This is a genomic window from Piscinibacter gummiphilus (genome assembly GCF_002116905.1).
Lineage (GTDB): Bacteria > Pseudomonadota > Gammaproteobacteria > Burkholderiales > Burkholderiaceae_C > Rhizobacter > Rhizobacter gummiphilus.
Window position 1 is genome coordinate 1,669,878 of sequence record NZ_CP015118.1, and the last position, 20,994, is coordinate 1,690,871.

At 70.5% G+C, this 20,994-nt stretch carries 22 protein-coding genes and 1 riboswitch; of the genes, 12 read left to right on the top strand and 10 right to left on the bottom strand.

The window, feature by feature from the left end; translation table 11 throughout:
* Positions 1-84 precede the first annotated feature (84 nt).
* Positions 85-1,626: a phospholipase D-like domain-containing protein gene (locus tag A4W93_RS07510; RefSeq protein WP_237357784.1), complete on the top strand. Its 1,542-nt coding sequence runs from the start codon at positions 85-87 to the stop codon at positions 1,624-1,626.
* A gap of 28 nt (positions 1,627-1,654) precedes the next feature.
* On the opposite strand, the gene A4W93_RS07515 is transcribed toward A4W93_RS07510, so the two are convergent.
* The 5 genes from A4W93_RS07515 to A4W93_RS07535 all read right to left on the bottom strand — a co-directional run bounded on the left by A4W93_RS07515 (position 1,655) and on the right by A4W93_RS07535 (position 5,616).
* The gene (locus A4W93_RS07515) at positions 1,655-2,227 is read right to left on the bottom strand and encodes a TetR/AcrR family transcriptional regulator (protein WP_085750028.1); all 573 of its coding nucleotides are present in this window, start codon (positions 2,225-2,227) and stop codon (positions 1,655-1,657) included.
* Between the two features lie 81 nt (positions 2,228-2,308).
* Positions 2,309-3,109 (bottom strand): SDR family NAD(P)-dependent oxidoreductase, encoded by an 801-nt coding sequence (locus tag A4W93_RS07520; protein WP_085750029.1) that lies wholly within the window; start codon positions 3,107-3,109, stop codon positions 2,309-2,311.
* Positions 3,110-3,465: 356 nt separating this feature from the next.
* A complete protein-coding gene (gene acuI / locus A4W93_RS07525) occupies positions 3,466-4,452 on the bottom strand; it encodes an acrylyl-CoA reductase (NADPH) (RefSeq protein WP_085750030.1) in 987 nt (328 codons plus the stop codon).
* Positions 4,453-4,594: 142 nt separating this feature from the next.
* A complete protein-coding gene (locus A4W93_RS07530) occupies positions 4,595-5,302 on the bottom strand; it encodes a DUF899 family protein (RefSeq protein WP_085750031.1) in 708 nt (235 codons plus the stop codon).
* Between the two features lie 131 nt (positions 5,303-5,433).
* A complete protein-coding gene (locus tag A4W93_RS07535) occupies positions 5,434-5,616 on the bottom strand; it encodes a hypothetical protein (protein ID WP_085750032.1) in 183 nt (60 codons plus the stop codon).
* Positions 5,617-5,724: 108 nt separating this feature from the next.
* Here A4W93_RS07535 and A4W93_RS07540 point away from each other — a divergent pair, with 108 nt between their 5' ends.
* From A4W93_RS07540 to A4W93_RS07550, 3 genes are all read left to right on the top strand, one after another.
* The gene (locus A4W93_RS07540) at positions 5,725-6,639 is read left to right on the top strand and encodes a LysR family transcriptional regulator (protein WP_085750033.1); all 915 of its coding nucleotides are present in this window, start codon (positions 5,725-5,727) and stop codon (positions 6,637-6,639) included.
* A 2-nt stretch (positions 6,640-6,641) separates the two neighbouring features.
* Positions 6,642-7,565 (top strand): 2-hydroxyacid dehydrogenase, encoded by a 924-nt coding sequence (locus A4W93_RS07545; RefSeq protein WP_085754072.1) that lies wholly within the window; start codon positions 6,642-6,644, stop codon positions 7,563-7,565.
* Between the two features lie 69 nt (positions 7,566-7,634).
* Positions 7,635-7,859: a hypothetical protein gene (locus A4W93_RS07550; RefSeq protein WP_085750034.1), complete on the top strand. Its 225-nt coding sequence runs from the start codon at positions 7,635-7,637 to the stop codon at positions 7,857-7,859.
* Between the two features lie 3 nt (positions 7,860-7,862).
* Here A4W93_RS07550 and A4W93_RS07555 read toward each other — a convergent pair whose 3' ends face one another.
* A complete protein-coding gene (locus A4W93_RS07555; RefSeq protein WP_085750035.1) occupies positions 7,863-8,768 on the bottom strand; it encodes a LysR family transcriptional regulator in 906 nt (301 codons plus the stop codon).
* 112 nt (positions 8,769-8,880) lie between these two features.
* Between A4W93_RS07555 and A4W93_RS07560 the strand changes: the two genes are divergently transcribed.
* On the top strand, positions 8,881-9,648 hold the full coding sequence (locus A4W93_RS07560; RefSeq protein WP_085750036.1) for an SDR family NAD(P)-dependent oxidoreductase: 768 nt from the start codon (positions 8,881-8,883) through the stop codon (positions 9,646-9,648).
* Between the two features lie 85 nt (positions 9,649-9,733).
* Positions 9,734-9,886: riboswitch (FMN riboswitch) on the top strand.
* Between the two features lie 99 nt (positions 9,887-9,985).
* Positions 9,986-10,459, top strand: coding sequence for a 6,7-dimethyl-8-ribityllumazine synthase (locus tag A4W93_RS07565; RefSeq protein ID WP_085750037.1), 474 nt, complete (start codon positions 9,986-9,988; stop codon positions 10,457-10,459).
* Here A4W93_RS07565 and A4W93_RS07570 read toward each other — a convergent pair whose 3' ends face one another.
* Positions 10,460-11,365, bottom strand: a complete 906-nt coding sequence (locus A4W93_RS07570; RefSeq protein WP_085750038.1) for a DMT family transporter — start codon at positions 11,363-11,365, stop codon at positions 10,460-10,462. It lies immediately after the preceding gene.
* A gap of 50 nt (positions 11,366-11,415) precedes the next feature.
* On the opposite strand from A4W93_RS07570, the gene A4W93_RS07575 reads away from it, so the two are divergent.
* Entirely contained in the window at positions 11,416-11,973 is a 558-nt protein-coding gene (locus tag A4W93_RS07575) for a helix-turn-helix domain-containing protein (RefSeq protein ID WP_085750039.1), read from the top strand.
* A 65-nt stretch (positions 11,974-12,038) separates the two neighbouring features.
* Entirely contained in the window at positions 12,039-13,331 is a 1,293-nt protein-coding gene (locus A4W93_RS07580) for an alanine racemase (protein WP_085750040.1), read from the top strand.
* Here A4W93_RS07580 and A4W93_RS07585 read toward each other — a convergent pair.
* Positions 13,328-14,188, bottom strand: coding sequence for a LysR family transcriptional regulator (locus A4W93_RS07585; RefSeq protein ID WP_085750041.1), 861 nt, complete (start codon positions 14,186-14,188; stop codon positions 13,328-13,330). The genes A4W93_RS07580 and A4W93_RS07585 overlap by 4 nt on opposite strands.
* A gap of 124 nt (positions 14,189-14,312) precedes the next feature.
* On the opposite strand from A4W93_RS07585, the gene bla reads away from it, so the two are divergent.
* From bla to A4W93_RS07605, 4 genes are all read left to right on the top strand, one after another.
* Positions 14,313-15,164, top strand: coding sequence for a class A beta-lactamase (gene bla, locus A4W93_RS07590; RefSeq protein ID WP_085750042.1), 852 nt, complete (start codon positions 14,313-14,315; stop codon positions 15,162-15,164).
* A 103-nt stretch (positions 15,165-15,267) separates the two neighbouring features.
* Positions 15,268-17,391, top strand: coding sequence for an ATP-binding protein (locus A4W93_RS07595; protein ID WP_237357722.1), 2,124 nt, complete (start codon positions 15,268-15,270; stop codon positions 17,389-17,391).
* 44 nt (positions 17,392-17,435) lie between these two features.
* Entirely contained in the window at positions 17,436-18,215 is a 780-nt protein-coding gene (locus A4W93_RS07600) for a hypothetical protein (protein WP_085750043.1), read from the top strand.
* A gap of 70 nt (positions 18,216-18,285) precedes the next feature.
* Positions 18,286-18,495 carry a hypothetical protein gene (locus tag A4W93_RS07605; RefSeq protein ID WP_085750044.1) on the top strand — a complete coding sequence of 70 codons (210 nt, stop codon included), beginning with the start codon at positions 18,286-18,288 and terminating at the stop codon, positions 18,493-18,495.
* A 6-nt stretch (positions 18,496-18,501) separates the two neighbouring features.
* Here the strand turns inward: A4W93_RS07605 and A4W93_RS07610 are convergent, their stop codons facing one another.
* Together A4W93_RS07610 and A4W93_RS07615 are read right to left on the bottom strand one after the other, a co-directional pair.
* Entirely contained in the window at positions 18,502-18,957 is a 456-nt protein-coding gene (locus A4W93_RS07610) for a YbaY family lipoprotein (protein ID WP_085750045.1), read from the bottom strand.
* Positions 18,958-19,004: 47 nt separating this feature from the next.
* The gene (locus A4W93_RS07615) at positions 19,005-20,987 is read right to left on the bottom strand and encodes an amidohydrolase (RefSeq protein WP_085750046.1); all 1,983 of its coding nucleotides are present in this window, start codon (positions 20,985-20,987) and stop codon (positions 19,005-19,007) included.
* Positions 20,988-20,994 lie beyond the last annotated feature (7 nt).

Sequence of the window (20,994 nt, forward strand, 5' to 3'; positions counted from 1 at the left end):
TCTGGCGTTCGACGGACCCGGTTTCCGGTTCGCCTCTTTCCGCATGCTGCGCTGGCTCGGCTGGGCCGGACTGTCTTGACGGTAGTGCTGGGCGTCCTGCTGATGCAGGGCTGTGCGTCCATCGGGAGGTCGCACCATCCGCGCGCCGAGGCCGTCGCCGCCAGGCCTTCCGACACGCTCTCGATGTGGGGCGGCCAGGATGTGCTGGGCGATGGCGAGTCGGCGCTTCGGCCGCTCGCCACCGGGGCCTACGCGTGGGACGCCCGGATGACGATCATCCAGCAGGCGCAGCGCACGCTGGACGTGCAGTACTACCTGCTGAAGGACGACGGCTCGGGTCGGGCGTTCCTCCGTGCGCTCCGTGACGCCGCCGGACGTGGGGTCCGGGTGCGCCTTCTGGTCGACGATCTCTACACCATCAGCGAGGACGCCCTCCTGGCGAACTTCGCAGCGATCGAAAACGTGGAGGTTCGGCTGTTCAATCCGTTCCCGATGGGCCGTTCGACGCATGTGACGCGCTGGGGACTCTCTCTCTTCGATGTCGCCCGCTTGAACCACCGGATGCACAACAAGTTGATGATCGCGGACGGTGCGATGGCCATCGTCGGGGGGCGAAACATCGCCGACGAATATTTCCTGCGAAGCACCGATGGCAACTTCATCGACTTCGACCTGCTGATCGCGGGTGCCGCGGTGCCCGAACTCGCCGCCGCGTTCGACGCCTACTGGAACAGCCCCCGTGTGTTCGACGTCTCCGAACTCGAGCCCGGCCTGCCGGACGAGATGGCGCGCCGGATCGCGTTCGACGTGTCGACGAAGGAATTCGCCGCAGCGGCGCCCGGGCTGGCCCCGTCGGAGCGGGATCTTCTCGGCTACGGCCCGCTCTCGGGGGACATCGGGCATCCGCCCCTCAAGATGGTTCGGGCCAGGATCCAGGTCTTCGCCGACGATCCCGAGAAGGTGTCGGGGCAAGCCGAATCAGGGGCCGACTCGACGACGGTCACCTCCCAGGTGCTGGACGCCATCAACCGGGCCCGGGAAGATCTGCTCCTCGTGTCGCCGTACTTCGTGCCGGGCAAGCTCGGAATGGAGAACATCGGGCGGGGCCGGCAGCAGGGCGTCGCCGTCACGCTGGTCACCAATTCCCTCGCGGCCAACGACGAACCCTATGTGAGTGCGGCGTTCGCCCGATATCGGAAGCCGCTGCTGAAGATGGGGGTCCAGGTCCACGAGGTGAGTCCCGAGGTGCTCGATGCCGGGAAGGACCGCCGCCCGCGGCACCTGGCGACAACCTCGGGGCGACTGCACGTCAAGGGAGCAGTCATCGACCGTCGATGGACGTTCGTCGGTTCGATGAACATGGACTTCCGTTCCTCGCGCGTGAACACCGAAATCGGCGTGCTCGTGGACAGCCCGGAATTCGCAGCGGACGTGGCCGGCCTGATCGACCGCCTGCATGCCATGGGCATGTACCGGCTGAGGCTGTCGCCCGAAACGCAGGACATCGAATGGGTCGAGCACCGTGATGGCAAGGAAGTCGTCCACGTCGACGAGCCCGGCGTGGACTGGGTGACCCGCCTGAAGATCTTCACGCTGTTCCCGTTCATCAGCGAGACGCTGCTGTAGGCCGCCGGACGTGGCCTGGCGACGCCTGCTACTTCAGGAGGACGTCGAACACGAGGGTGTTGAAGTCCTTGAGCGGTTCCTCGCTCCGGACGACCTTCATTCGCACCAGCGTTCCTTGCCATGCATTCAGCACGAAGCGGGCCAGCAGGGCGGGATCTCCGGCCTGCGCGATGTCCCCCTTCGCCTGTGCTTCGCCGATGGCCTCCGCGATCAGCCCGGTCCACGCCCGAAAGACGCCGAGGAACGCCTCGCGCGACTTCTCGTGCGTGTCGGCGATCTCGGAACTCATTGTGCCGAGGTAGCAGCCCGCCTTGTAGCCTCGGTCCTTGGCGGTCTTCCAGTTCGTGCGGAAATGGCGCTTCAGGCGTTCGATGGGTTGGAGCCGCTTGTCGCGGAGAACCTCGACCCCGCTGCGTTCGATGTAGAGCGCCAACGCGGCGAGGGCGAGGTCTTCCTTGCCCGCGAAGTGGTTGTAGAACGAGCCCTTGGGAACGCCCGCCGCGTCGGTCAAGTCCTGCACGCTGGAGCCGTTGAAGCCAAGCGACTGGAAGACATCCAGCGATGCTTCGACGAGTCGCTCACGAACGTTGGGTTGTCCCATGCTGTACCTGCGGAGTAAAACGCGATTGTCTCGCACCGCGGGTGGAGCTGTCGACGTGCCCCATCGGGACACGCCGCCGGGTCATCCTGCCCGGTATCGCGACGCGGGTCGCCCCGTCTGGGTCGCGGCGAACAGCCGTGCCCGCGCCTGTTCGAAGTCGGTCCAGAGCTGCGCGTCTTCCACCGAGGGCCAGGTGACCGCTTCGCCTTCATCGAGTGCGCGCAACGCGGCATCGACCAGGTCGGGTGTCGACATCACGCTGTCCTGGTTCAACACCGAGAGCGGCACGCCCGAAATGCCTTCGGACCAGAGGTCGGTGGCCGTGACCCCCGGAAGAAGCACCTGTGCCTTCACCCCCGTGGAGGCGAGTTCCGCCTGAAGCGCGCGCGTGAAGGCCAGCACGTACGCCTTGGTGCCGCTGTAGACCGCGCTGATGGGGAGGGACTGGATCGCCAGGACGGACGCCACGTTGACGATGGTGCCCTGGTTCCGCGCGAGGAATCCGGGCAGCACCGCGCGGGTCAGGCGCGTCAGCGCGGCGATGTTCAGCGACACCTGCGACATCGCGTCCTCCGCCGTGGCGCCGGCAAGGGGCGCCAGCCGGGCAACGCCCGCGTTGTTCACGAGCATGCCGATGCGCTTGTCGGAGGCGAGCACCTTCTCGATGCCCGAGACCCCCGAGTCGGTGCCGAGGTCTGCCGCGAGGGTCTCGACCCGCACGCCATGGGCGCTCGACAGTTCGTGGGCGAGTTTCTCGAGGCGGTCCAGGCGCCGGGCCACGAGGATCAGGTCGTGCCCGCGTGCGGCCAGGCGTTGGGCATAGACGGCCCCGATGCCGGAAGAGGCTCCGGTGATGACCGCGGTCTTGCTGGAGTCGGACATGGTATTTCCTCAAGGGTTGGAAGGATGAGCGAACCGCTCGCGGACCGACATCCGCGAGGTGGTCACCCAGCCGCGTCGCAGTCTTCGAGCGAAGTGGAGCCGCAGCGCGGCAGATCTCCGCCATGGCACTGCACTGCTGCCGCGACGGATGCAGGCTGCGCGACGTCGGTCTCGCCCGCCGGTGGTTCAACGACCCGGACGGAAGGCGCGCCAGCGGTACGCCGTGCGTGCCGTCGTTGGGCCCGCACCAGCATCCGGGAGTAAGACAGGGGAGCCTCCGATGTCACGTCCGTCTCCCGAGCAGCGGGGCTGCGAGCGTCGTGGGCTTGCCCATCCCGCCGGCGCGCGCGGGATGTTCAACGATTCACGTCGACCAGGGTCCGGCCGCGCACCGCGCCTTGCAGGACCTGCACCGCTTTCGCCGCGGCGCCATCCAGGCCGACCGTCGAGGTCATGCCTTCCAGCAGGCTGCCGTCGAGGTCCGTGGCGAGCCGCGCCCAGGCCTGCTCGCGCGCGCGCATCGGTGCGTTGACCGTGTCGATGCCCGCGAGCGTCACGCCGCGCAGGATGTACGGCGCCATGCTGCCCGGAAGGTCCATGCCTTGCGCCAGGCCGCAGGCGGCCACGGCCCCGCCGTACCGTGTCTGGGCCAGCACGTTCACCAGCGTGTGGCTGCCCACCGTGTCCACCGCGCCGTCCCAGCGTTCCATGCCCAGAGGGCGTTCCGCCGCGGCGGACAGGGTCGAGCGATCGATGATCTCGGCTGCGCCGAGGTTGCGGAGATAGGCCTCCTCGGATGCCCGCCCGGTCGATGCGAGCACCCGGTATCCGCGCTTCGCGAGAAGGGCGATCGCCACCGAGCCGACACCGCCTGCCGCGCCGGTCACCAGCACCTGGCCGCCCGTTACGCCGTTCCGCTCCAGCGCGAGCACGCACAGCATGGCCGCGAACCCGGCGGTGCCGATGGCGGCCGCCTGGCGCGTCGAGATGCCGGATGGCAGCTTGACGAGCCAGTCCCCCGGCACGCGGGCGCGTTGGGCGAAACCTCCGTGGTGCGTCACGCCCGCCTCGCGGCCGTTGAGGACGACCTTGTCGCCGGCCTTGAAGCCGGGATGGGACGACTCGAGCACGGTGCCGGCCAGGTCGATGCCCGGCGTCATCGGAAAGCGTTTGATGAAACCGCCGAGTCCGGTGATGGCCAGACCGTCCTTGTAGTTGACGGTCGAGTACTCGACGGCGATGGTCACGTCGCCCGGGTCCAGGTCGGTGTCGTCGAGCGACACGACGGAGGCTGTCAGCTTGCCGTCGGCCTGGGTGACACGAACGCCTTTGAATGATCCCATGGGTGCTCCTTGAAATGATGTACATCAGCTTGCGAACGGCGGCAAGGATCCGATGTGCGGTCACTATAAGATGACCGGTCATCTCTTGTAAAGGGCAGCATGTGTCCCTCGGGCAAAGGCCGGAGCTCGGGACGGGCTCGGTCTAGTACGACAGCTTCGGATACCACTTCGGATCGCGCCCGCCCGGCGTCAGGTCGAACAGGTGCCAGATCGGCATGATGTCGACCGGGCCGCGCGGGTCCTGGCCGGGGTCGGCCATGTCGAAGCCCATCTCGTCGGCATAGGTGAGGAAGATGCGGCCACCTTCCTTCTGGAACACGCAGAAGCCGGCGTTGTCCTCGCCCTTCGCAGGGTCCTCGTCGGCGTAGTCGCGGTTGAAGCTGTTCGCGCCGGACGACACGACGGGAAGGTGCTGCCAGCCCCGTTCGCGCTTGAACGCGGTGAGGCGCTCGATGGGCGAGCGGGCGATCACGGCGAAGCCCACGCGCTGCAGGATGTCGGGCGACTCGCCGTCCAGTGCACCCAGCAGGCAGGTGCACATGGGGCACGGGCGCTCGCGTTGCGGGCCGAACATCCAGTTGTAGGTGACGAGGGTGTCGTGCGGGCCGAACAGCTGCGCCAGCTTCACGGGGCCCTGTTCGCCGACGAACGTGTAGTCCTCCGGCACTTCGCCGCCCAGGGGCAGCGCGCGGCGTTGTGCGGCCACGCGTTCGACGTGGCGGCGCAGTTCGATCTCCTCCGCGAGCAGCGCGACACGCGCCTCGCGGTAGGCCGGGGTTTCGTTGGGGAAGCGGCGGTGGGTCAGCGCGGCCAGGTCACTGGCCGGCTTCAGGCTGGGGGTGGGGCTCATCGGATTCTCCTGTGCGACGGGGTCAGGGGAACGGCGGCACCGGTGGTACCGCCAAAGATAAGCCAACAGGTTAACTCACGGGTGCTGGCGGCGCCAGCACCCGGCATGTCGCCGTGCGGGTCTTCCCCGCGTCAGACGCCCGACGCGCCCGCGAGCGCATCGGCCGATTCGCGCAGCGTGCGGCGTTCGGCCACCAGGGCGGCCTGGCGTGCCGCCTCGGCGTGGGCCTGGGTCGGCTGGGGCGCCGTGGGAGGAACGGGCATCCGCGGAGGCGCTTGCAGCGGCGTACCGGTGGGATGGCTCATGAAGTTCATGGCGGTCTCCTTGTTGTGGTGACCTGATCTTCCCGAAGCGCAAGAATCCAGTAAAGCGAATTCCATTGGCGGTTAAATGCAAGAATGTTGCACTGAAAGGCTCGTTTCATGGACATCTCCCTCGCCCGCACCTTCCTCGAGATCGTCGCCGCCGGCAGCTTCCTGCGCGCGGCCGAGCGGCTGCACGTCACGCAGACCGCCGTCAGTGCGCGCGTGCGTTCACTGGAGGACGAACTCGGCGCACGCCTCTTCGTGCGCAACAAGGCGGGCGCCACGCTGACCCCGGCCGGCGAGCAGTTCGTGCGGCACGCGCGGCAGCTCGTGCAGGTGTGGGAACGCGCGCGCCACCAGGTCGCGGTGCCCGCGGGCCGCAGCTCGGTGCTCACCATCGGCTGCGAGATGAGCCTGTGGGACCCGCTGCTGCTCGACTGGCTGCTGCGCATGCGCACCGACGCGCCGCAGCTCGCGCTGCGCACCGAGGTGGGGTTCCCCGCCGACCTGATCGAGCAGGTGATGGCCGGGTCGCTCGACATCGCGGTGGTGTACGCGCCGCAGCAGAGGCCGGGCCTGCGCATCGAGCTGCTGATCGAGGAGAAGCTCGTGCTCGTCACGACGCGCCGCGGGCGCCGGGCCATCGACCCGTCCGACTACGTGTACGTGGACTGGGGGCCGGAGTTCGCTGCGCAGCACGCGCTCGCGTTCCCCGAACTCGGCAACGCCGGTGTCATCGCGGGGCTCGGTCCGCTTGGGCGCGAGTACATCCTCGCGGCCGGCGGGTCGGGCTACATCCGCCAGGCGGTGGTGCGGGGGCACCTGGAGCACGGCCGACTGCACCGGGTGCCGGGCGCGCCGGAGTTCCTGTACCCCGCCTACGCGGTGTTCGCCGAAGGGGCCGACGAGGCCGTCGTGGCGCCCGCGCTCGCGGCGCTGAAGCAGGCCGCGAAGGGGGCGATGGCGCCGCCCTCGCGGCCCGCGCGCAGGGGTAGCATCGTCCCTCCAGCAAAACGAAGGGGCCGGGCGTGAAGATCGTGTGCAGTTTCGGGGCGGGCCCCGCCGAGGCGCGGCCGTGGATCGACGACCTCGCGCAGGCGCTGCCCGGCGCGGTGGTGGTGGGCGACGAGGGCGACGCAGGGCTGGACGCCGACTACGCCGTCGTGTGGCGCGCGCCGCAGCACTTCTTCGACCGGCACCGGCGCCTCAAGGCCATCTTCGCCGCGGGCGCGGGCGTCGATGCGCTGCTGTCGCTCGCGCTGCCGTCGGGCGTGCCGGTGGTGCGCCTCGAAGACGCGGGCATGGGCGAGCAGATGGCCGACTACGTCGTGCACGCGCTGCTGCGGTACTTCCGCCGCTTCGACACCTACGCCGCGCTGCAGGCCGGCCGCACCTGGCAGCCGCTGCCGTCCGAACGCAAGGCCGACTGGCCGGTGGGTGTGCTGGGCCTCGGCGCGCTGGGGCAGACCGTGGCGCAGGCCGTCCGTGCACTGGGCTTCCCGGTGGCCGGCTGGACCCGTTCGCCGCGCGAGTTGGCGGGCGTCGAGACGTTCTCGGGACCGTCCGGCTTCGCCCCGTTCCTCGCGCGCACGCGGGTGCTGGTCGACGTGCTGCCGCTCACGGCCGACACGCGCGACCTCATTGACGCCAAGGTGTTCGCGGGCCTGCGGTCGCCGGCGTACTTCATCAACGTCGCGCGTGGCGCGCACGTGGTCGAGTCGGACCTGCTCGAGGCGCTGGCGAGTGGTCACCTCGCCGGTGCGGCGCTCGACGTCTGCCGCGACGAACCGGCGCGGCCGCACCACCCGTTCTGGCGCCACCCGCGCATCGCGCTCACGCCACACGTCGCCGCGATGACGCTGCGGCGCGAGTCCGTCGCGCAGATCGCATTCAAGATCGGTGCGCTCGAACGATCGGAACCGATCGATGGTGTGATATCGCACGAACGGGGGTACTGATCCTCCGCGAGAGGGGTACGGGGCTGTCATGCGGAAGTGGTATCGTGGGCCGAAACATCAGGAGACCCCATGTTCCGGCTTTCCAGTTCGTTGTCCGAGCCCCGCCGCGAGGCGCTGCGCAATGCCCTGCTCGACACCGTGGACCTCCTGAAGAAACGCCGGGCCTCCGACATCGCCCCCTCCGACATCGAGGACTACATCGCCCTCGACTGGTTCGAATGGAACGGCGGCAGCCTCCGCCTCACCGACGTGGGGCGCAACGTCTGCAAGCAGGTGACGGCCGGCCTGGCCTGACCTTCACCGGCCGGCGCTCACGTAGGGCGCCAGCACCTCCACCAGCCAGTCCATCAGCACGGCCACGCGCCGCGGCAGGTTGCGGCGTCCGGGGTACAGCAGCGACACGGCCATCGGCTTTGCGCGCCACTTCGGCAGCACCTCCACGAGCCGGCCTTCGGCGAGGTGCTGCGTCATGCCCACCAGCGGAGCCTGGATCAGCCCGAGGCCCGCGAGGCACGCCGCTTCGTAGGCATCGGTGTTGTTGACGGTGATGACCCCGTCCATGTCGAGCAGCTTCCAGCCCTTGCCGTCGGGGTACTCCCAGCCCGGAGGCCGTGCGTCGAGCGTCTGCGAGTAGCGCACGAGGCGGTGGTGCGCCAGGTCGTCCAGGCGCTTCGGCGTGCCGAACGCCTCGAGATAGGCCGGGCTCGCGCAGTTCACCATGCGCATGTGGCCCACGGGCCGCGCGACGAGGTTGGAGTCGTCGAGCGTGCCGATGCGCAACACGCAGTCGAAGCCGCCGTCGATCACGTCGACGCGCCGGTCGGTGGTGCTCAGTTCGATGGCGAGGCCGGGGTGCAGCGCGAGGAACTCGGGCAGGCGCGGGATCACCGCGGTGCGTGCGATGCGCGTGGGCAGGTCGATGCGCAGCCGGCCCTTGAGGCTTCCCGGGCCCTGCTGGAACATCGACTGCACCTGCTCGGCGTCGGCCAGCAGCGCCGCCGCGCGTTCGACGAAGGCCTCCCCGTCCGGCGTGAGGCGCACGCTGCGCGTGGTGCGGTGGAGCAGTCGGGTGCCCAGCTGCGTCTCGAGCCCCTGCACCGTGGTCGACACGCGCGCCTTGGGCATGCCCAGCTGCTCCGCCGCGCGCGTGAAGCTCGCCAGTTCCGCGACTTTGACGAAGGTGCGCAGGGCGTCGAGTTCCATGGGCTGTTTGTTCTCGCTGGCTGAACGGTGAGATCGGGCCTCGCGACTTTATCCGCAGCGGTGCACTTCCTACAGTGCATGCACCGACTCATCACCTCATCGAGGCACCGACATGACCAGCACCCAACACCCCATCACCCTCGTCACCGGCGGCAGCCGCGGCCTCGGCCGCAACGCCGCGCTGGCGCTGGCCGCCCGCGGCCACGACATCGTGCTGACCTACCGCGGCAGCGAGGCCGCCGCGCACGAGGTGGTGGTGGCCATCGAGGCGCTCGGCCGCCGCGCGGTGGCGCTGTCCCTCGACGTGGGCGACAGCGCGTCGTTCCCCGCGTTCGCGGCACGCGTGAAGCAGGTGCTGGCCGCCACGTGGCAGCGCACGGCGTTCGACCACCTCGTCAACAACGCCGGCATCGGCATCCACGCGGCCTTCGCCGACACCACCGAGGCCCAGTTCGACGAGCTGATGCGCATCCAGCTCAAGGGCCCGTTCTTCCTGACGCAGGCGCTGCTGCCACTGATCGCCGACGGCGGGGCGATCCTCAACGTGTCCACCGGCCTCGCGCGGTTCACGCTGCCGGGCTTCGCCGCGTACGCGGCGATGAAGGGGGGCATCGAGGTGCTGACGCGCTACCAGGCGAAGGAACTGGGCGCCCGCGGCATCCGCGTGAACACGCTCGCTCCCGGCGCCATCGAGACCGACTTCGGCGGCGGCGTGGTGCGCGACAACGCGCAGATGAACGCGGGCATCGCCGCGCAGACGGCCCTCGGCCGCGTGGGCCTGCCGGATGACATCGGGCAGGCCGTGTCGGCGCTGCTGTCGGCCGACAGCCGCTGGATCAACGGCCAGCGGGTCGAGGCGTCGGGTGGCATGTTCCTGTGACGGGCGATTGACCGGTGTCACGTGGCGGACTGCGGGTTTTCCGCAGGTCCGTTATCATCGGCCCGTGGCGGGTGCGAACCCGCCGCTGCGTTCTCAGGGCGGGGCGGAATTCCCCACCGGCGGTGATGGCGACTCGTTCGCACAAGCCCGCGAGCGCCCGGCACTCCCCGTGCCGGGGTCAGCAGACCCGGTTGGATCCCGGGGCCGACGGTCACAGTCCGGATGAAAGAGAGCGCGACGTCCTCCATCACCATGGTGGCTCCCTGCCGGGCGCCGCCCGTGGCGTGGCGGACTCGTGCGCCCTGATTCTGGCCTTTGTCGTTCATTGAAGAACACCATGAATCAGTCTGTTGCCTCCTCCTCCCAACGTCCCCGCTTCGCGTTCGTGCATGGCCAGTGGCATGCCGACATCGTCGAGCGTGCCCTCGAAGGTTTCCTCGCCGAACTGGGCCGCTTGGGGCTTCCCGCCGATGCGGTCGACGTCTTCGGCGTGCCCGGCGCCTTCGAGATCCCGCTGCACGCCAAGCGCCTCGCCGAGACCGGCCGCTACGCCGCGATCGTGGCCTCGGCCCTCGTGGTCGACGGCGGCATCTACCGCCACGATTTCGTGGCCGACACCGTGGTGTCGGCGCTGATGCGCGTGCAGCTCGACACCGGCGTGCCCGTGATGTCGGCCGTGCTCACGCCGCACCACTTCCACGAGCACGAGGAACACCGCCGCTACTTCAGCGAACACTTCGTGAAGAAGGGCGCCGAGGCGGCCGTGGCCGCGGTGCGCACGGTGGAGTCGCTGCGGCGCATCACCGCCTGATCAGGCAGGGTGTTCGGTCGTCGCCGGTTTGCGGGACGTCACGACCAGGCCGAGCACGATGAGGACGCCGCCGGTGATCCCGAGCGGCCCCAACTGTTCGCCCGCGATGCGGCCCACGAGCCCGGCCCACACCGGTTCGAGCGAGTAGATCAGCGTCGCGCGCGTGGCCGACACCACCTGCTGTGCCCAGTTCATGGCGAACTGGATGAAGGCGGTGGCGGCGGCCAGCCCGACGAGGGTGAACACGAACGTGGGGTGCAGTTCGGGCATGCCCTCGCCGCGCACCACCGACACCGCGGCGCAGGCCGTGCCCACGAACACCATCTGCACGAACGCGAGCCGCGACGGGTCGCAGCCGTGGGCGAAGCGGCTCAGCAGGATGATCTCGAAGGCGATGGCGAGCGCCGCCGTGATGGTGAGCGCCTCGCCGATGCCGAACTGCCAGTCGAGCGCCGTGGGGTCGGCGAGGCACACCGTGCCGGCGAACGCGAGCGCGATGCCGATCCACGCGGCCACCGACGGCGCACGCTTCTGCCACACCCACTGCACGAGCGGCACCATGGGCACGTACAGCGCCGTGAGGAACGCCGACTTGCTGCTGGAGATGGTCTCGAGCCCCATGCACTGCAGCGAGTAGCCGAAGAAGAGCGCGGTGCCGATGAGCGCGCCCACGCGCAGCTCGTGCGCCGTGATCTTCAGCAGCTTGCCTCGCAGGAACACCGCGAGCATCAGCGCGGCCAGTCCGAAGCGCACGCCCACCAGCGCGAACGGCCCGCTCCACTGCAGCGCGTTGTGCACGGCGAGGAACGTGCCGCCCCACAGCATCGTGATGAAGACGAGCACGGCCTCGCGGCGGTGGTGCGGGGCGGAGGCGGCGGGAGCGGGCAGGGTGGCGGAAGTGTTCATGGCGGGGATTGCGCAATAAACTGCGCAAGGATGGGCAGTATACTGCGCACATGACCGGCAGTTCCCTCGAAGTCCTTCAGCATCTGTCGGACAACCTGCGCGCGGCCCGTGCCGCGCGGGGCCTGAGCCAGCAGGCGCTCGCCGACGCCTCGGGCGTGAGCCGCCGCATGCTGGTGTCGCTGGAAGCCGGTGACGCCAACGTCAGCTTCGCCACGCTCGACCGCCTCGCGCGGGTGCTGGGGGTCACGTTCGCGGAGCTGATCCGCCCCGCCGCCGGCGGCGAGGCTCCGGTGCTCGCCTGGCGTGGTGAACGCGAGGGCAGCCACGCCACGCTGCTGCAGAGCCACCAGCTGGGCCAGGGGGCGTTCGAGTTGTGGGAGTGGCGGCTGGCGGCGGGTGAACGGTACGTGGCCACGACCGACCCCGCCGGGTTCCACGAGATGCTCTACATCGCCGACGGCACGCTGACCCTGAAGATCGGGCGCCGCAAGCTGGCGCTGGGGGCCGGGCGGTCCCACCTGTTCCCCACCGACACCGGGTACGAGTACCTCAACGAGGGGGACGTGCCCTGCGTGTTCCTGAAGAACGTGATCGCGTTCGCGAACTGAGGTCGCGCTCGCCGCGATGACCGTGTGTCCTTGTCCCCCATTCCTCAACCGGCGATGATGTCCCCATGACCCCCGACGACCTGCTCGACCCGCTGCTGCAGTCCGGCATGAAGGGTTTCCCGCACGGCCAGCGCCTGATGCGCCGCAGCGAGGTGGCCCAGCTCGGCTGGAACGTGCTCGCCGACGACCTGCCACTGCCGGTCGCGGTGCTCAAGCGCGAGGCGCTGGAGCACAACGTGGCCTGGATGCAGCGGCGCGCGTCGCGCTGGGGGGTGGACCTGGCGCCGCACGGCAAGACCACGATGTCGCCGCAGCTCTTCGCGCGCCAGCTCGACGCCGGGGCCTGGGGCATCACGTTCGCCAACGTCACGCAACTCGCGGTGGGCGTGGCGGCCGGCGTGCGCAACACGCTGATCGCGAACCAGGTGTTCGCGGATGCCGATCTCGCCTGCATCCAGCAGCTGCGCCGCGACCACGCGGGCCTGCGGGTCGTGTTCCTCGTCGACTCGCTCGCGCAGCTGGACCTCGTCGAGGCGTGGCGCGCGCGCCGCCCGCCGTCCGAGCCGTTCGAGGCACTGATCGAGGTGGGGGTGCCCGGCGGCCGCACCGGCGTGCGTTCCGCGGCCGAGGGCGAGGCGCTGGCCACGCGGCTGCATGCCAGCACCGCGGTGAACCTCGTCGGCATCGAATGCTACGAGGGGCTCGGTGCCCGGGGCGACCGCGCTGCCGACGAGGCCTACGCGAACGCGCTGATGGACCGCGTCGAGGCGCTCGCCGTGTTCTGCGACACGGCGGGGCTGTTCGACACCGACGAGGTGCTGATGTCCGCCGGAGGCTCCGCGATCTTCGACCTGGTGGCGGGCCGGCTCGTGCCGACGCTCGGCCGCGGCGTGCGCGGGCTGCTGCGCTCGGGGTGCTACATCACGCACGACCACGGCTTCTACCGGCGCATGGTGCACGAGGTGGAGGCCCGCCTCGGCTGCGTCTGCGACAGCACGCTGAAGCCCGCGCTCGAGGTGTGGGCCGCGGTGCAGTCGAGCCCCGAACCCGGCCTCGCGATCGTCGCGGCCGGCAAGCGCGACCTCTCCTTCGACATGACGATGCCCATCCCCCAGTTCCGCGCCGCGCGCGGCGCGCGCACCGCGTCGCCCGTGCCCGCGAGCTGGCGCATCGACGCGCTCAACGACCAGCACGCCTACCTGCGGTGGGATCCCGCGGACGAGCCGTTCGCCCCCGTGGTGGGCGAACGCGTGGGCCTCGGCATCTCGCACCCGTGCACCACGTTCGACAAGTGGCCGTGGATGCCCGTGGTGGACGCCGACTACCGTGTCGTCGACGCCGTCACGACGCACTTCTAGGCGGCGACTTCGGCCAGCAGCCAGTCGCGGAAGTCCCGCATCGCCGGTGTCGGCCGCTTCGACTTCAAGCGCGTGAGCCAGTAGCGTCCCGTGACCACCTCGTGGGCGAAGGGCCGGACGAGGCGCGCGTCGGCGAGGTCTGTCGCGAACATCGCCGGCGGCAGCAGCGCCACCCCCGCACCGGCCGCCGCGGCGGCGGCCATCGTCGTCGACGAATCGAACACGGGGCCGCGCAGCAGCGGGCAGGGCCGGCCCGCGGCCGCGAACCAGTGGGCCCATTCGTCGGCCCGGTATGAACGCAGCAGCGTCTCGCGCGCGAGGTCCGCGGGATGGTGCAGGCGCTCGGCCACCGCCGGGGCGCACACCGGCGAGAGCGGCGCCTCGAGCAGCGGGTCGGCCTCGGTGCCGTGCCACGCGCCGTCGCCGAACCGCACGGCGAAGTCGAGGCCTTCGCCTGCGAGGTCCACGCGGTTGTTGTTCGTGAAGAGCCGCAGGTCCACGAAGGGATGCTGGCGCCGCCACGCGTCGAGCCGCGGCATCAGCCAGCCGACCGCGAACGTGCCGACGGCCGCCACGGTGAGCGACTCGCGGAAGCGCCCGTCCTCGAACTGGCCCAGCACCGCGCCGATGCGCCCGAAGCTGTCGGCCAGCACGGGCAGCAGCGCGAGGCCTTCGTCGGTGAGCGCGAGGCCGCGCGGCAGCCGCCGGAACAGCACCACGCCCAGGCGCGACTCGAGGTTCTTCACCTGCTGGCTCACCGCCGTCTGCGTCACGTTCAGCTCGATGGCCGCCTTCGTGAAGCTCAGGTGGCGGGCGGACGTCTCGAAGGCGCGCAGGGCGTTGAGGGGCAGGTGCATGCCGCCATTCTGGCGACCGAGACCCAAGTTTTTCAATGGGCTCGCCTGAAAAATGCCCGTTTGTCCCCGCCGGGGTCGATCGCTATCGTGCGTCCCCATCGACAACGACACAGGAGAGAACGAGATGGATCGACGGATCTTCAACGCGGCCGCCGGACTGGCGCTGGCCGGGTGGAGCCTGGGTGCCAGCGCCCAGAAAACCTCGGGGCTGGCCGATCTGGAGCGCACGGTGGGCGGGCGGCTCGGCGTGGCCGTGCTCGACTCCGCGACGGGTGGGCTCACGGGCCGCCGCCTCGACGAGCGCTTCCCGATGTGCAGCACGTTCAAGTGGCTGGCCGCGGCGAAAGTGCTGCAGCGCGTGGATGCCGGCGAGGAATCGCTGGAGCGCCAGCTGCCCGTGTCGGCGGCCGACATCCTCGACCACTCGCCCACCACCGGGAAACACGTGGGCGGCTCGCTGTCCCTCGGCGAGCTGTGCGACGCCACGATCGCGTTGAGCGACAACGCCGCGGCCAACCTGATCCTCGCCACCTATGGCGGCCCGGCCGCCGTCACCGCGTTCGCCCGCTCGGCGGGGGACCCGGCGACCCGCCTGGACCGCACCGAACCCGCGCTGAACGAGTCCCGCGAGGGCGACCCGCGCGACACCACCACGCCGGCCGCGATGGCCCGCACGCTGCGCGCGGTGCTGCTGGGCGACGTGCTGAAGCCGGCCTCCCGCCAGCAGCTGACCGCGTGGATGCTGGGCACGCAGACGAGCGGCGAACGCCTGCGCAAGGACCTGCCGGCGGGCTGGCGCCTGGCCGACAAGACCGGCACGGGTTCCAACGGCAGCGCCAACGACGTGGGCGTGTTCTGGCCGCCGGGCCGTCCGCCGGTGGTGGTGGCGGTGTACCTGACCGGCGGGAAGGCGCCGCTCGAGCGGCGCAATGCGGTGATCGCCACCGTGGCCGCCAGGTTCCGGGCCGGCGCGTGAAGTTCCCACGGTCGGCGGCCTTCTCGGTGATTTACATCACTCCGGCCGGCGGCGGGGTGCCGCAGAATCGACCGACCCTCACGGCCGATCCGCTCCACCCCAGATGCCCGCCGCTCCCGCCGACACCGATCCGGCCTTTCCCGATCGCCTCGACCTCGAGGTGCATCGGCGGATGCTGTGGCTCCAGTGCGCGCTGTTCTTCGCGGTGGGCACGTTCTACCTCGGCTACCTGCACCTCGCGGGCTACCCGAACTTCCCGTGGATCAGCCTGACCGTCACCCTCTCGTCCGTGGCGGCGCTGGGGCTGGGCCTGTGGACGCGGCGTTACCGCACGGCGCTCGACGGGCTCAACGTCGTGCTGTTCGCGGCGTACGGCGTGGCCACGCTGTTCCAGCTGGGCCTCTATTCGTCGGCGCTGTGGTGGATGGTGCTGCCGCCGGTGCTGGCCGTGCTGGCGGGGTCCATGCGGCTCGGGGCGGTGCTGTTCCTGGCCCTGTTCGCGCACACGCTGTGGCTCGCCGACCAGGACGTGCAGACGTCGCGCTCGTTGCTGATGATCGCCGGCACCGGACACGGCCAGATGACCATCGCGGTGATCGGCTCGTCGCTCGTGCTGTGCCTGTGCGTGTGCCTCGGCGTCCACTGGAACCACCGTCTGCGCCAGGCGCTGGCCGAGGCCACGCAGCGTGCGAACGAGGCCGCCGCGGTGAAAGTGCGCTTCCTCGCGAACATGAGCCACGAGATCCGCACCCCGCTCAACGGCGTGATCGGCGCGGCCGAGCTGATGCAGTCCGCTCGCACGTCCGAGGCGCAGCGCGCGCAGCTGCTGGGCCTGCAGCACCAGAGCGCGAAAACGCTGCTGGCGCTGGTCAACGACATCCTCGACTGGGCCAAGATCGAGGCCGGCAAGGTGCAGCTCGAGCCGCGCGCGTTCAACCTGCGCAGCCTGGTCTTCGACGCGAACGAGCTGTTCTCGACCCAGGCCTTCGCGAAGGGCATCGAGCTCACCTCGAGCTGCAGCCCCGACGTGCCACGCTCGGTGGTGGGCGACCCCACGCGCCTGCGCCAGATCGTCAACAACCTCGTGGGCAACGCCGTGAAGTTCACCGGGGTGGGCGGGGTGCACGTGCACCTCTCGCTCGAGGGCGTGGACGAGCGTGATCCCGCGGAAGGCGCCAACCGGTGCCGCGTCCGCATCGAGGTCGCCGACACCGGCATCGGCATGACCCCCGCGCAGATCGCCGGCCTGTTCCGTGCGTTCACGCAGGCCGACGATTCCGTGACCCGCCGCTACGGCGGCACGGGCCTCGGCCTGGCCATCTGTGGCGAGCTGGCCGACATGATGGGGGGGCGCGTCGACGTGTGCAGCACGCCCGGCAAGGGCAGCACCTTCGCGCTGACCGTGCCGTTCGCCATCGAGCAGGGGCCGGCCGAGTGGACGATGCCGAAACGCCGCGAGGACGTGCTGCTCGCCACCGCCAGCGAGGGCCTGCAGCGCCACCTGCGCGCACTGCTCAACGAGATCGGCCTCGAACCCGCCGTCACCGACGGCCTGCCGGACGGGGCGCCCGTGGCGGGTCAGCTGCTGCTCGTCGATGCCCCGTTGCTGCAGGGGCTGGCCGACGTGCCGGGATGGATGTCCGCGCAGCAGGCCGCGGGCCGGCGGGTGGTGGTGCTCGCGCCGCTCGGTGCCGACACGCTCGTGGGCGCGCTGAACGCGGGCGAGCCGCTCTACAAGCCCGTGCGGCGCAAGGCCCTCGAACTGGTGCTCGACCCGGTGTCGAACCAGCCATCCGAGCCGGCGCCGGTTGCCGAGTTGTGCGCCGCCCGCGGCGCGCGGGTGCTGGTGGCCGACGACAACCCCGTCAACCAGGTGATCGTGCAGGCGATGCTGCACGACGCGGGCGTGGCCTGCGTGCTCGCCGGGGACGGCCAGCGTGCGCTCGACGCGCTGGCCCTCGAACGCTTCGACCTCGTGCTGATGGACCTGCAGATGCCGCTGCTCGACGGCCTGGCCGCCACACGCGCGCTGCGCGAGCGCGAGCGTTCCGAAGGCGCCCGGCGGCTGCCCGTGATCGCCATGACGGCCAGCACCGAGGCCGAGGACCTGGAAGCGTCCCGCCGCGCCGGCACCGACGGCGTGCTGACCAAGCCGTTCGGCATGGCCCAGCTGCGGCGGTGCCTCGACCAGTGGGCGGTGCGCACGCCAGGGGTCGAGACGGCCTGACGTCAGGCACGCGAACCCGGGGCAGGGCACAATGCGCCCTGCTCATGTTGCTGCTCAAGCTGTTCCTCGTCCCGCTGCTGCTCCTCGCCACCTCGCTCGCCGGCCGGCGCTGGGGTCCGCGCGTGGCGGGCCGCCTGGCCGGCCTGCCGGTGGTGGTGGGTCCCATCCTGCTCGTGCTCACCCTCGAACACGGCGACAGCTTCGGCGTGCAGGCGGCCGTCTCCGCGCTGGCGGGCCTCGCCGCGGTGCTCGCGTTCAACCTCGCGTACGCCCATGCCTGCCGGCGCGTGTCCTGGCCGCTCGCGTGGCTGGCCGCGGGCCTCGGCTGGCTGGCCGTGGTGGGTTCCCTCTCGGTGGGGGCGCCGGGCTGGGTCGCGTCGGCCGTGCTGGCCCTGGGCGGTCTCGCGCTCGTGCCCCGGCTGTTTCCCCCGGTCGAGGCCTCGGCCCCGCCCCGTCCCGTGACCAACCGCGACCTGGCGGTGCGCATGGTGATGGGGGCCCTGCTGACCCTCGCGATCACCACGGCCGCGGCCGACCTGGGGCCGTCCTGGAGCGGCCTCGTGACCACCTTCCCGGTCCTCACCACGGTGCTGGCCGTCTCCTCGCATCGCGGGCAGGGGCCGGCGTTCACCGTGAACCTGCTGCGCGGCATGGTCACCGGCATGGCCGGGTTCGCGGCCTTCTGCATCGTGCTGTCGCTGACCTTGCCCGCATGGGGCCGCCTGCCGGCCTTCGTGCTGTCGGTGCTGGCCGCGTTGTCTACGCAGGTGCTCGTCAAGGGCACGGTGGGCTCGCTGCTGCGCAGCGTGCGCGCGTCGGCCTGACCCGCCGCCGTCCTACAGACGGCGTGCTCCGCGGTGCCTACGATGTCCGGGTTCGAACCGGAGGTGTGTCATGGCGAATCCCTGGCTCAAGAAGAACCCGTGGCTCAGCCTGTGGCTGAGCGGGGCCAACACGATGGCGAGCCACGCCCGCGCGCAGGCCGCGGCCGAGACGCGGCGCACGATCGACCAGGGCATGAAGGACTCGATCGACTTCTGGACGAAGGTGTGGTTCCCGAACGTGGCCCCACCCGCGGCGCCGAAGCGCCGGCGCCGCCGCTGAGGGCGGTCAGGTGCCCGGCAGGGGGCGGTAGCCGCCGCCGTCGCCGGTCATCTCGAGCTTCACGTGCTTGTTGCCGTCCGGCCCCAGCACCGGGTAGGCGGTGTCGGTGGTGAAGCGCAGCACCTCGTTGAGGGTGATGCGCGCGCGCACCACGTAGCGGTGGCCCGGCACGATCTTCGCCGGGTCGTACGGGATGCGGAAGCGGAACGGCGGCGGGTCGAGACGTTCCATCCGCACCGAGGCGACCACCACGGCCGGGGCATCGGCCCGCGACACGTCCTCCAGCGTGGCCTCGAAGATCGCCGCCGCCGGCATCGTCACGCGGGCCTTGTACGAGGCCGTGCCGGTGATGACGGGGGCGTTGGGGTCCTGGGCAGGCACCAGGTTCCCGCAACCCAGCAGCGAGAGGGCCGCGGCCACGATCACGCCGCGGCGTGGCAGGGATTTCGACGACGGCCTCATGCAGCGATTCCTTCGAGATGGGATCGCTGCATTTTAGGCACGTGTGCCTACACCGCGCAGGCGCAGCCCAGCGCGCCCCAGAACGACTGCGGATCCGACGTCGGCACCTGCGACAGCGCCGCGGTGGTGTGGCCATGGCCGTGCACGAGGCACGCGCTGGCGCAGGCGCACATCGCCGCGTAGTGGTAGCGGGCATCGCCCGTGCTCGCCCCGAGCTTCACGCGGCCCCGCGCCTGGTAGCCCCCGTACGTGCGCACCGGCGACCAGTCGGGCGAGGCGGGCGGCAGCGGCGGGGCGAGCGGCGCGAAGCCGTCGCTGCCGTGCACCACGTTGCCGGCCACGATGGTCAGCACGGACGTGGTGTCCTGGATCTCGTCCTCCGGCACCGTCATCACGTCGCGGTCCAGCACGGCCACGTCGCCGAACGCACCTGGCTTGAGCACGCCTTTCTTTCCCGTGTCGCGCGAGAACCAGGCGCCGTTCGCGGTCATCAGCGACAGGGCCGTGTGGCGGTCGAGGCGGCGCTCCTCGGGGTACAGCACCGTGCCGCCGATCGAGCGGCCCGACACGAGCCAGTAGATCGCCTGCCACGGGTTGTAGCTGTTGACGCGGGTGGCGTCGGTGCCGAGCGTGACGGGCACGCCCATCTCGATCATGCGCTTGACCGGCGGCGTCTCGGCCGCGGCCTTCAGTCCGTAGCGGCGGATGAAGTACTCGCCCTGCATCGACATGCGGTTCTGCACCGCGATGCCGCCGCCGAGCTTGCGGATGCGCTCGATGTTCGCGGGCGTGACCGTCTCGCCGTGGTCGAAGAACCAGCCGAGCTGGTCGATGGGGATGTCGCGGTGCACCTTCTCGAACACGTCGAGCGCGCGCGAGATGGTCTCGTTGTAGGTGGCGTGCATGCGCCACGGCCAGCCGTTGCCGGCGAGGAAACGCACCACGGCCTCGAGGTCACCTTCCATCGACGCGGGCATCTCCGGGCGGGGCTGCAGGAAGTCCTCGAAGTCGGCCGCCGAGAACGCGAGCATCTCGCCGGCGCCGTTGAGCTTGTAGAGGTCGGTGCCCTGGCCCGGCTTGCTGCTGCGCACCCAGCGCTGGAAGTCCGCGAGCTCGGACTTCGCCTTCTGCGGGAACAGGTTGTAGGCGATGCGCACCGTCAGCTTGTTCTCGCGGGCGAGCGTGTCGATGACGTTGTAGTCGTCGGGATAGTTCTGGAAGCCGCCGCCCGCGTCGCCGATGGACGTGACGCCGAGGCGGTTCTCCTCGCGCATGAACTGCAGCGTCGAGTTGACCTGGTTCTCCGGGCTCAGCTTCGGCCCCATGTTCAGCGTGTTGTAGAGCACGAAGGCATTCGGCTCGGCGAGCAGCAGGCCCGTGGGTTCGCCTCGCGCGTCGCGTTCGATGATGGCGCCCGGCGGCTGGGCCGAGTCCTTCGTGTAGCCCACCGCGCGCAGCGCGGCGCGGTTGAGCATCGCCATGTTGTAGAGGTTGAGCACGAACACGGGCGTGTCGGGCGCGGCCTCGTTGATCTCCTGCAGCGTGGGCAGGCGCTTCTCCTCGAACTGGAACTCGCTCCAGCCGCCCACCACGCGCACCCACTGTGGCGCGGGCGTGCGGCGTGCCTGTTCGCGCAGCATCTCGAGCGCCGCGCCGAGGCGGCGCACGCCGTCCCACCGAAGCTCGAGGTTGTGGTTCAGCCCGCCGCGGATGATGTGGTTGTGCGAATCGGTGAGGCCCGGGATCACGCGGCGGCGGCCCACGTCGAGGGTGCGGGTGCGGTCGTCGGCGAGCTTGGCCATCTGCGCGTCGGTGCCGACGGCCATCACGAGGCCGTCCTTCAGCGCGACCGCCGTGGCCTCGGGGTGTTTCGGGTCGAAGGTCGTGACACGGCCGTTGCGCAGGATCAGGTCGGCGGCGGGCCGGTCGGACTTGATGGCGGACACGGCGGGGCCTGCGAGCGTGGTGATGCCGAATGCGGCGGCGGCCTGGAGGAAGTCGCGGCGGTCGGAGGAGGCGGGTGTGGTCATGGGAAAG

What these genes read in the sequence shown, in the direction of transcription:
- A4W93_RS07515 (WP_085750028.1), bottom strand. Translation starts at nt 2,227, where the DNA reads ATGGGACAACCCAACGTTCGTGAGCGACTCGTCGAAGCATCGCTGGAT.
- A4W93_RS07520 (WP_085750029.1), bottom strand. Translation starts at nt 3,109, where the DNA reads ATGTCCGACTCCAGCAAGACCGCGGTCATCACCGGAGCCTCTTCCGGC.
- acuI (WP_085750030.1), bottom strand. Translation starts at nt 4,452, where the DNA reads ATGGGATCATTCAAAGGCGTTCGTGTCACCCAGGCCGACGGCAAGCTG.
- A4W93_RS07530 (WP_085750031.1), bottom strand. Translation starts at nt 5,302, where the DNA reads ATGAGCCCCACCCCCAGCCTGAAGCCGGCCAGTGACCTGGCCGCGCTG.
- A4W93_RS07535 (WP_085750032.1), bottom strand. Translation starts at nt 5,616, where the DNA reads ATGAACTTCATGAGCCATCCCACCGGTACGCCGCTGCAAGCGCCTCCG.
- A4W93_RS07540 (WP_085750033.1), top strand. Translation starts at nt 5,725, where the DNA reads ATGGACATCTCCCTCGCCCGCACCTTCCTCGAGATCGTCGCCGCCGGC.
- A4W93_RS07550 (WP_085750034.1), top strand. Translation starts at nt 7,635, where the DNA reads ATGTTCCGGCTTTCCAGTTCGTTGTCCGAGCCCCGCCGCGAGGCGCTG.
- A4W93_RS07555 (WP_085750035.1), bottom strand. Translation starts at nt 8,768, where the DNA reads ATGGAACTCGACGCCCTGCGCACCTTCGTCAAAGTCGCGGAACTGGCG.
- A4W93_RS07560 (WP_085750036.1), top strand. Translation starts at nt 8,881, where the DNA reads ATGACCAGCACCCAACACCCCATCACCCTCGTCACCGGCGGCAGCCGC.
- A4W93_RS07565 (WP_085750037.1), top strand. Translation starts at nt 9,986, where the DNA reads ATGAATCAGTCTGTTGCCTCCTCCTCCCAACGTCCCCGCTTCGCGTTC.
- A4W93_RS07570 (WP_085750038.1), bottom strand. Translation starts at nt 11,365, where the DNA reads ATGAACACTTCCGCCACCCTGCCCGCTCCCGCCGCCTCCGCCCCGCAC.
- A4W93_RS07575 (WP_085750039.1), top strand. Translation starts at nt 11,416, where the DNA reads ATGACCGGCAGTTCCCTCGAAGTCCTTCAGCATCTGTCGGACAACCTG.
- A4W93_RS07580 (WP_085750040.1), top strand. Translation starts at nt 12,039, where the DNA reads ATGACCCCCGACGACCTGCTCGACCCGCTGCTGCAGTCCGGCATGAAG.
- A4W93_RS07585 (WP_085750041.1), bottom strand. Translation starts at nt 14,188, where the DNA reads ATGCACCTGCCCCTCAACGCCCTGCGCGCCTTCGAGACGTCCGCCCGC.
- bla (WP_085750042.1), top strand. Translation starts at nt 14,313, where the DNA reads ATGGATCGACGGATCTTCAACGCGGCCGCCGGACTGGCGCTGGCCGGG.
- A4W93_RS07595 (WP_237357722.1), top strand. Translation starts at nt 15,268, where the DNA reads ATGCCCGCCGCTCCCGCCGACACCGATCCGGCCTTTCCCGATCGCCTC.
- A4W93_RS07600 (WP_085750043.1), top strand. Translation starts at nt 17,436, where the DNA reads ATGTTGCTGCTCAAGCTGTTCCTCGTCCCGCTGCTGCTCCTCGCCACC.
- A4W93_RS07605 (WP_085750044.1), top strand. Translation starts at nt 18,286, where the DNA reads ATGGCGAATCCCTGGCTCAAGAAGAACCCGTGGCTCAGCCTGTGGCTG.
- A4W93_RS07610 (WP_085750045.1), bottom strand. Translation starts at nt 18,957, where the DNA reads ATGAGGCCGTCGTCGAAATCCCTGCCACGCCGCGGCGTGATCGTGGCC.
- A4W93_RS07615 (WP_085750046.1), bottom strand. Translation starts at nt 20,987, where the DNA reads ATGACCACACCCGCCTCCTCCGACCGCCGCGACTTCCTCCAGGCCGCC.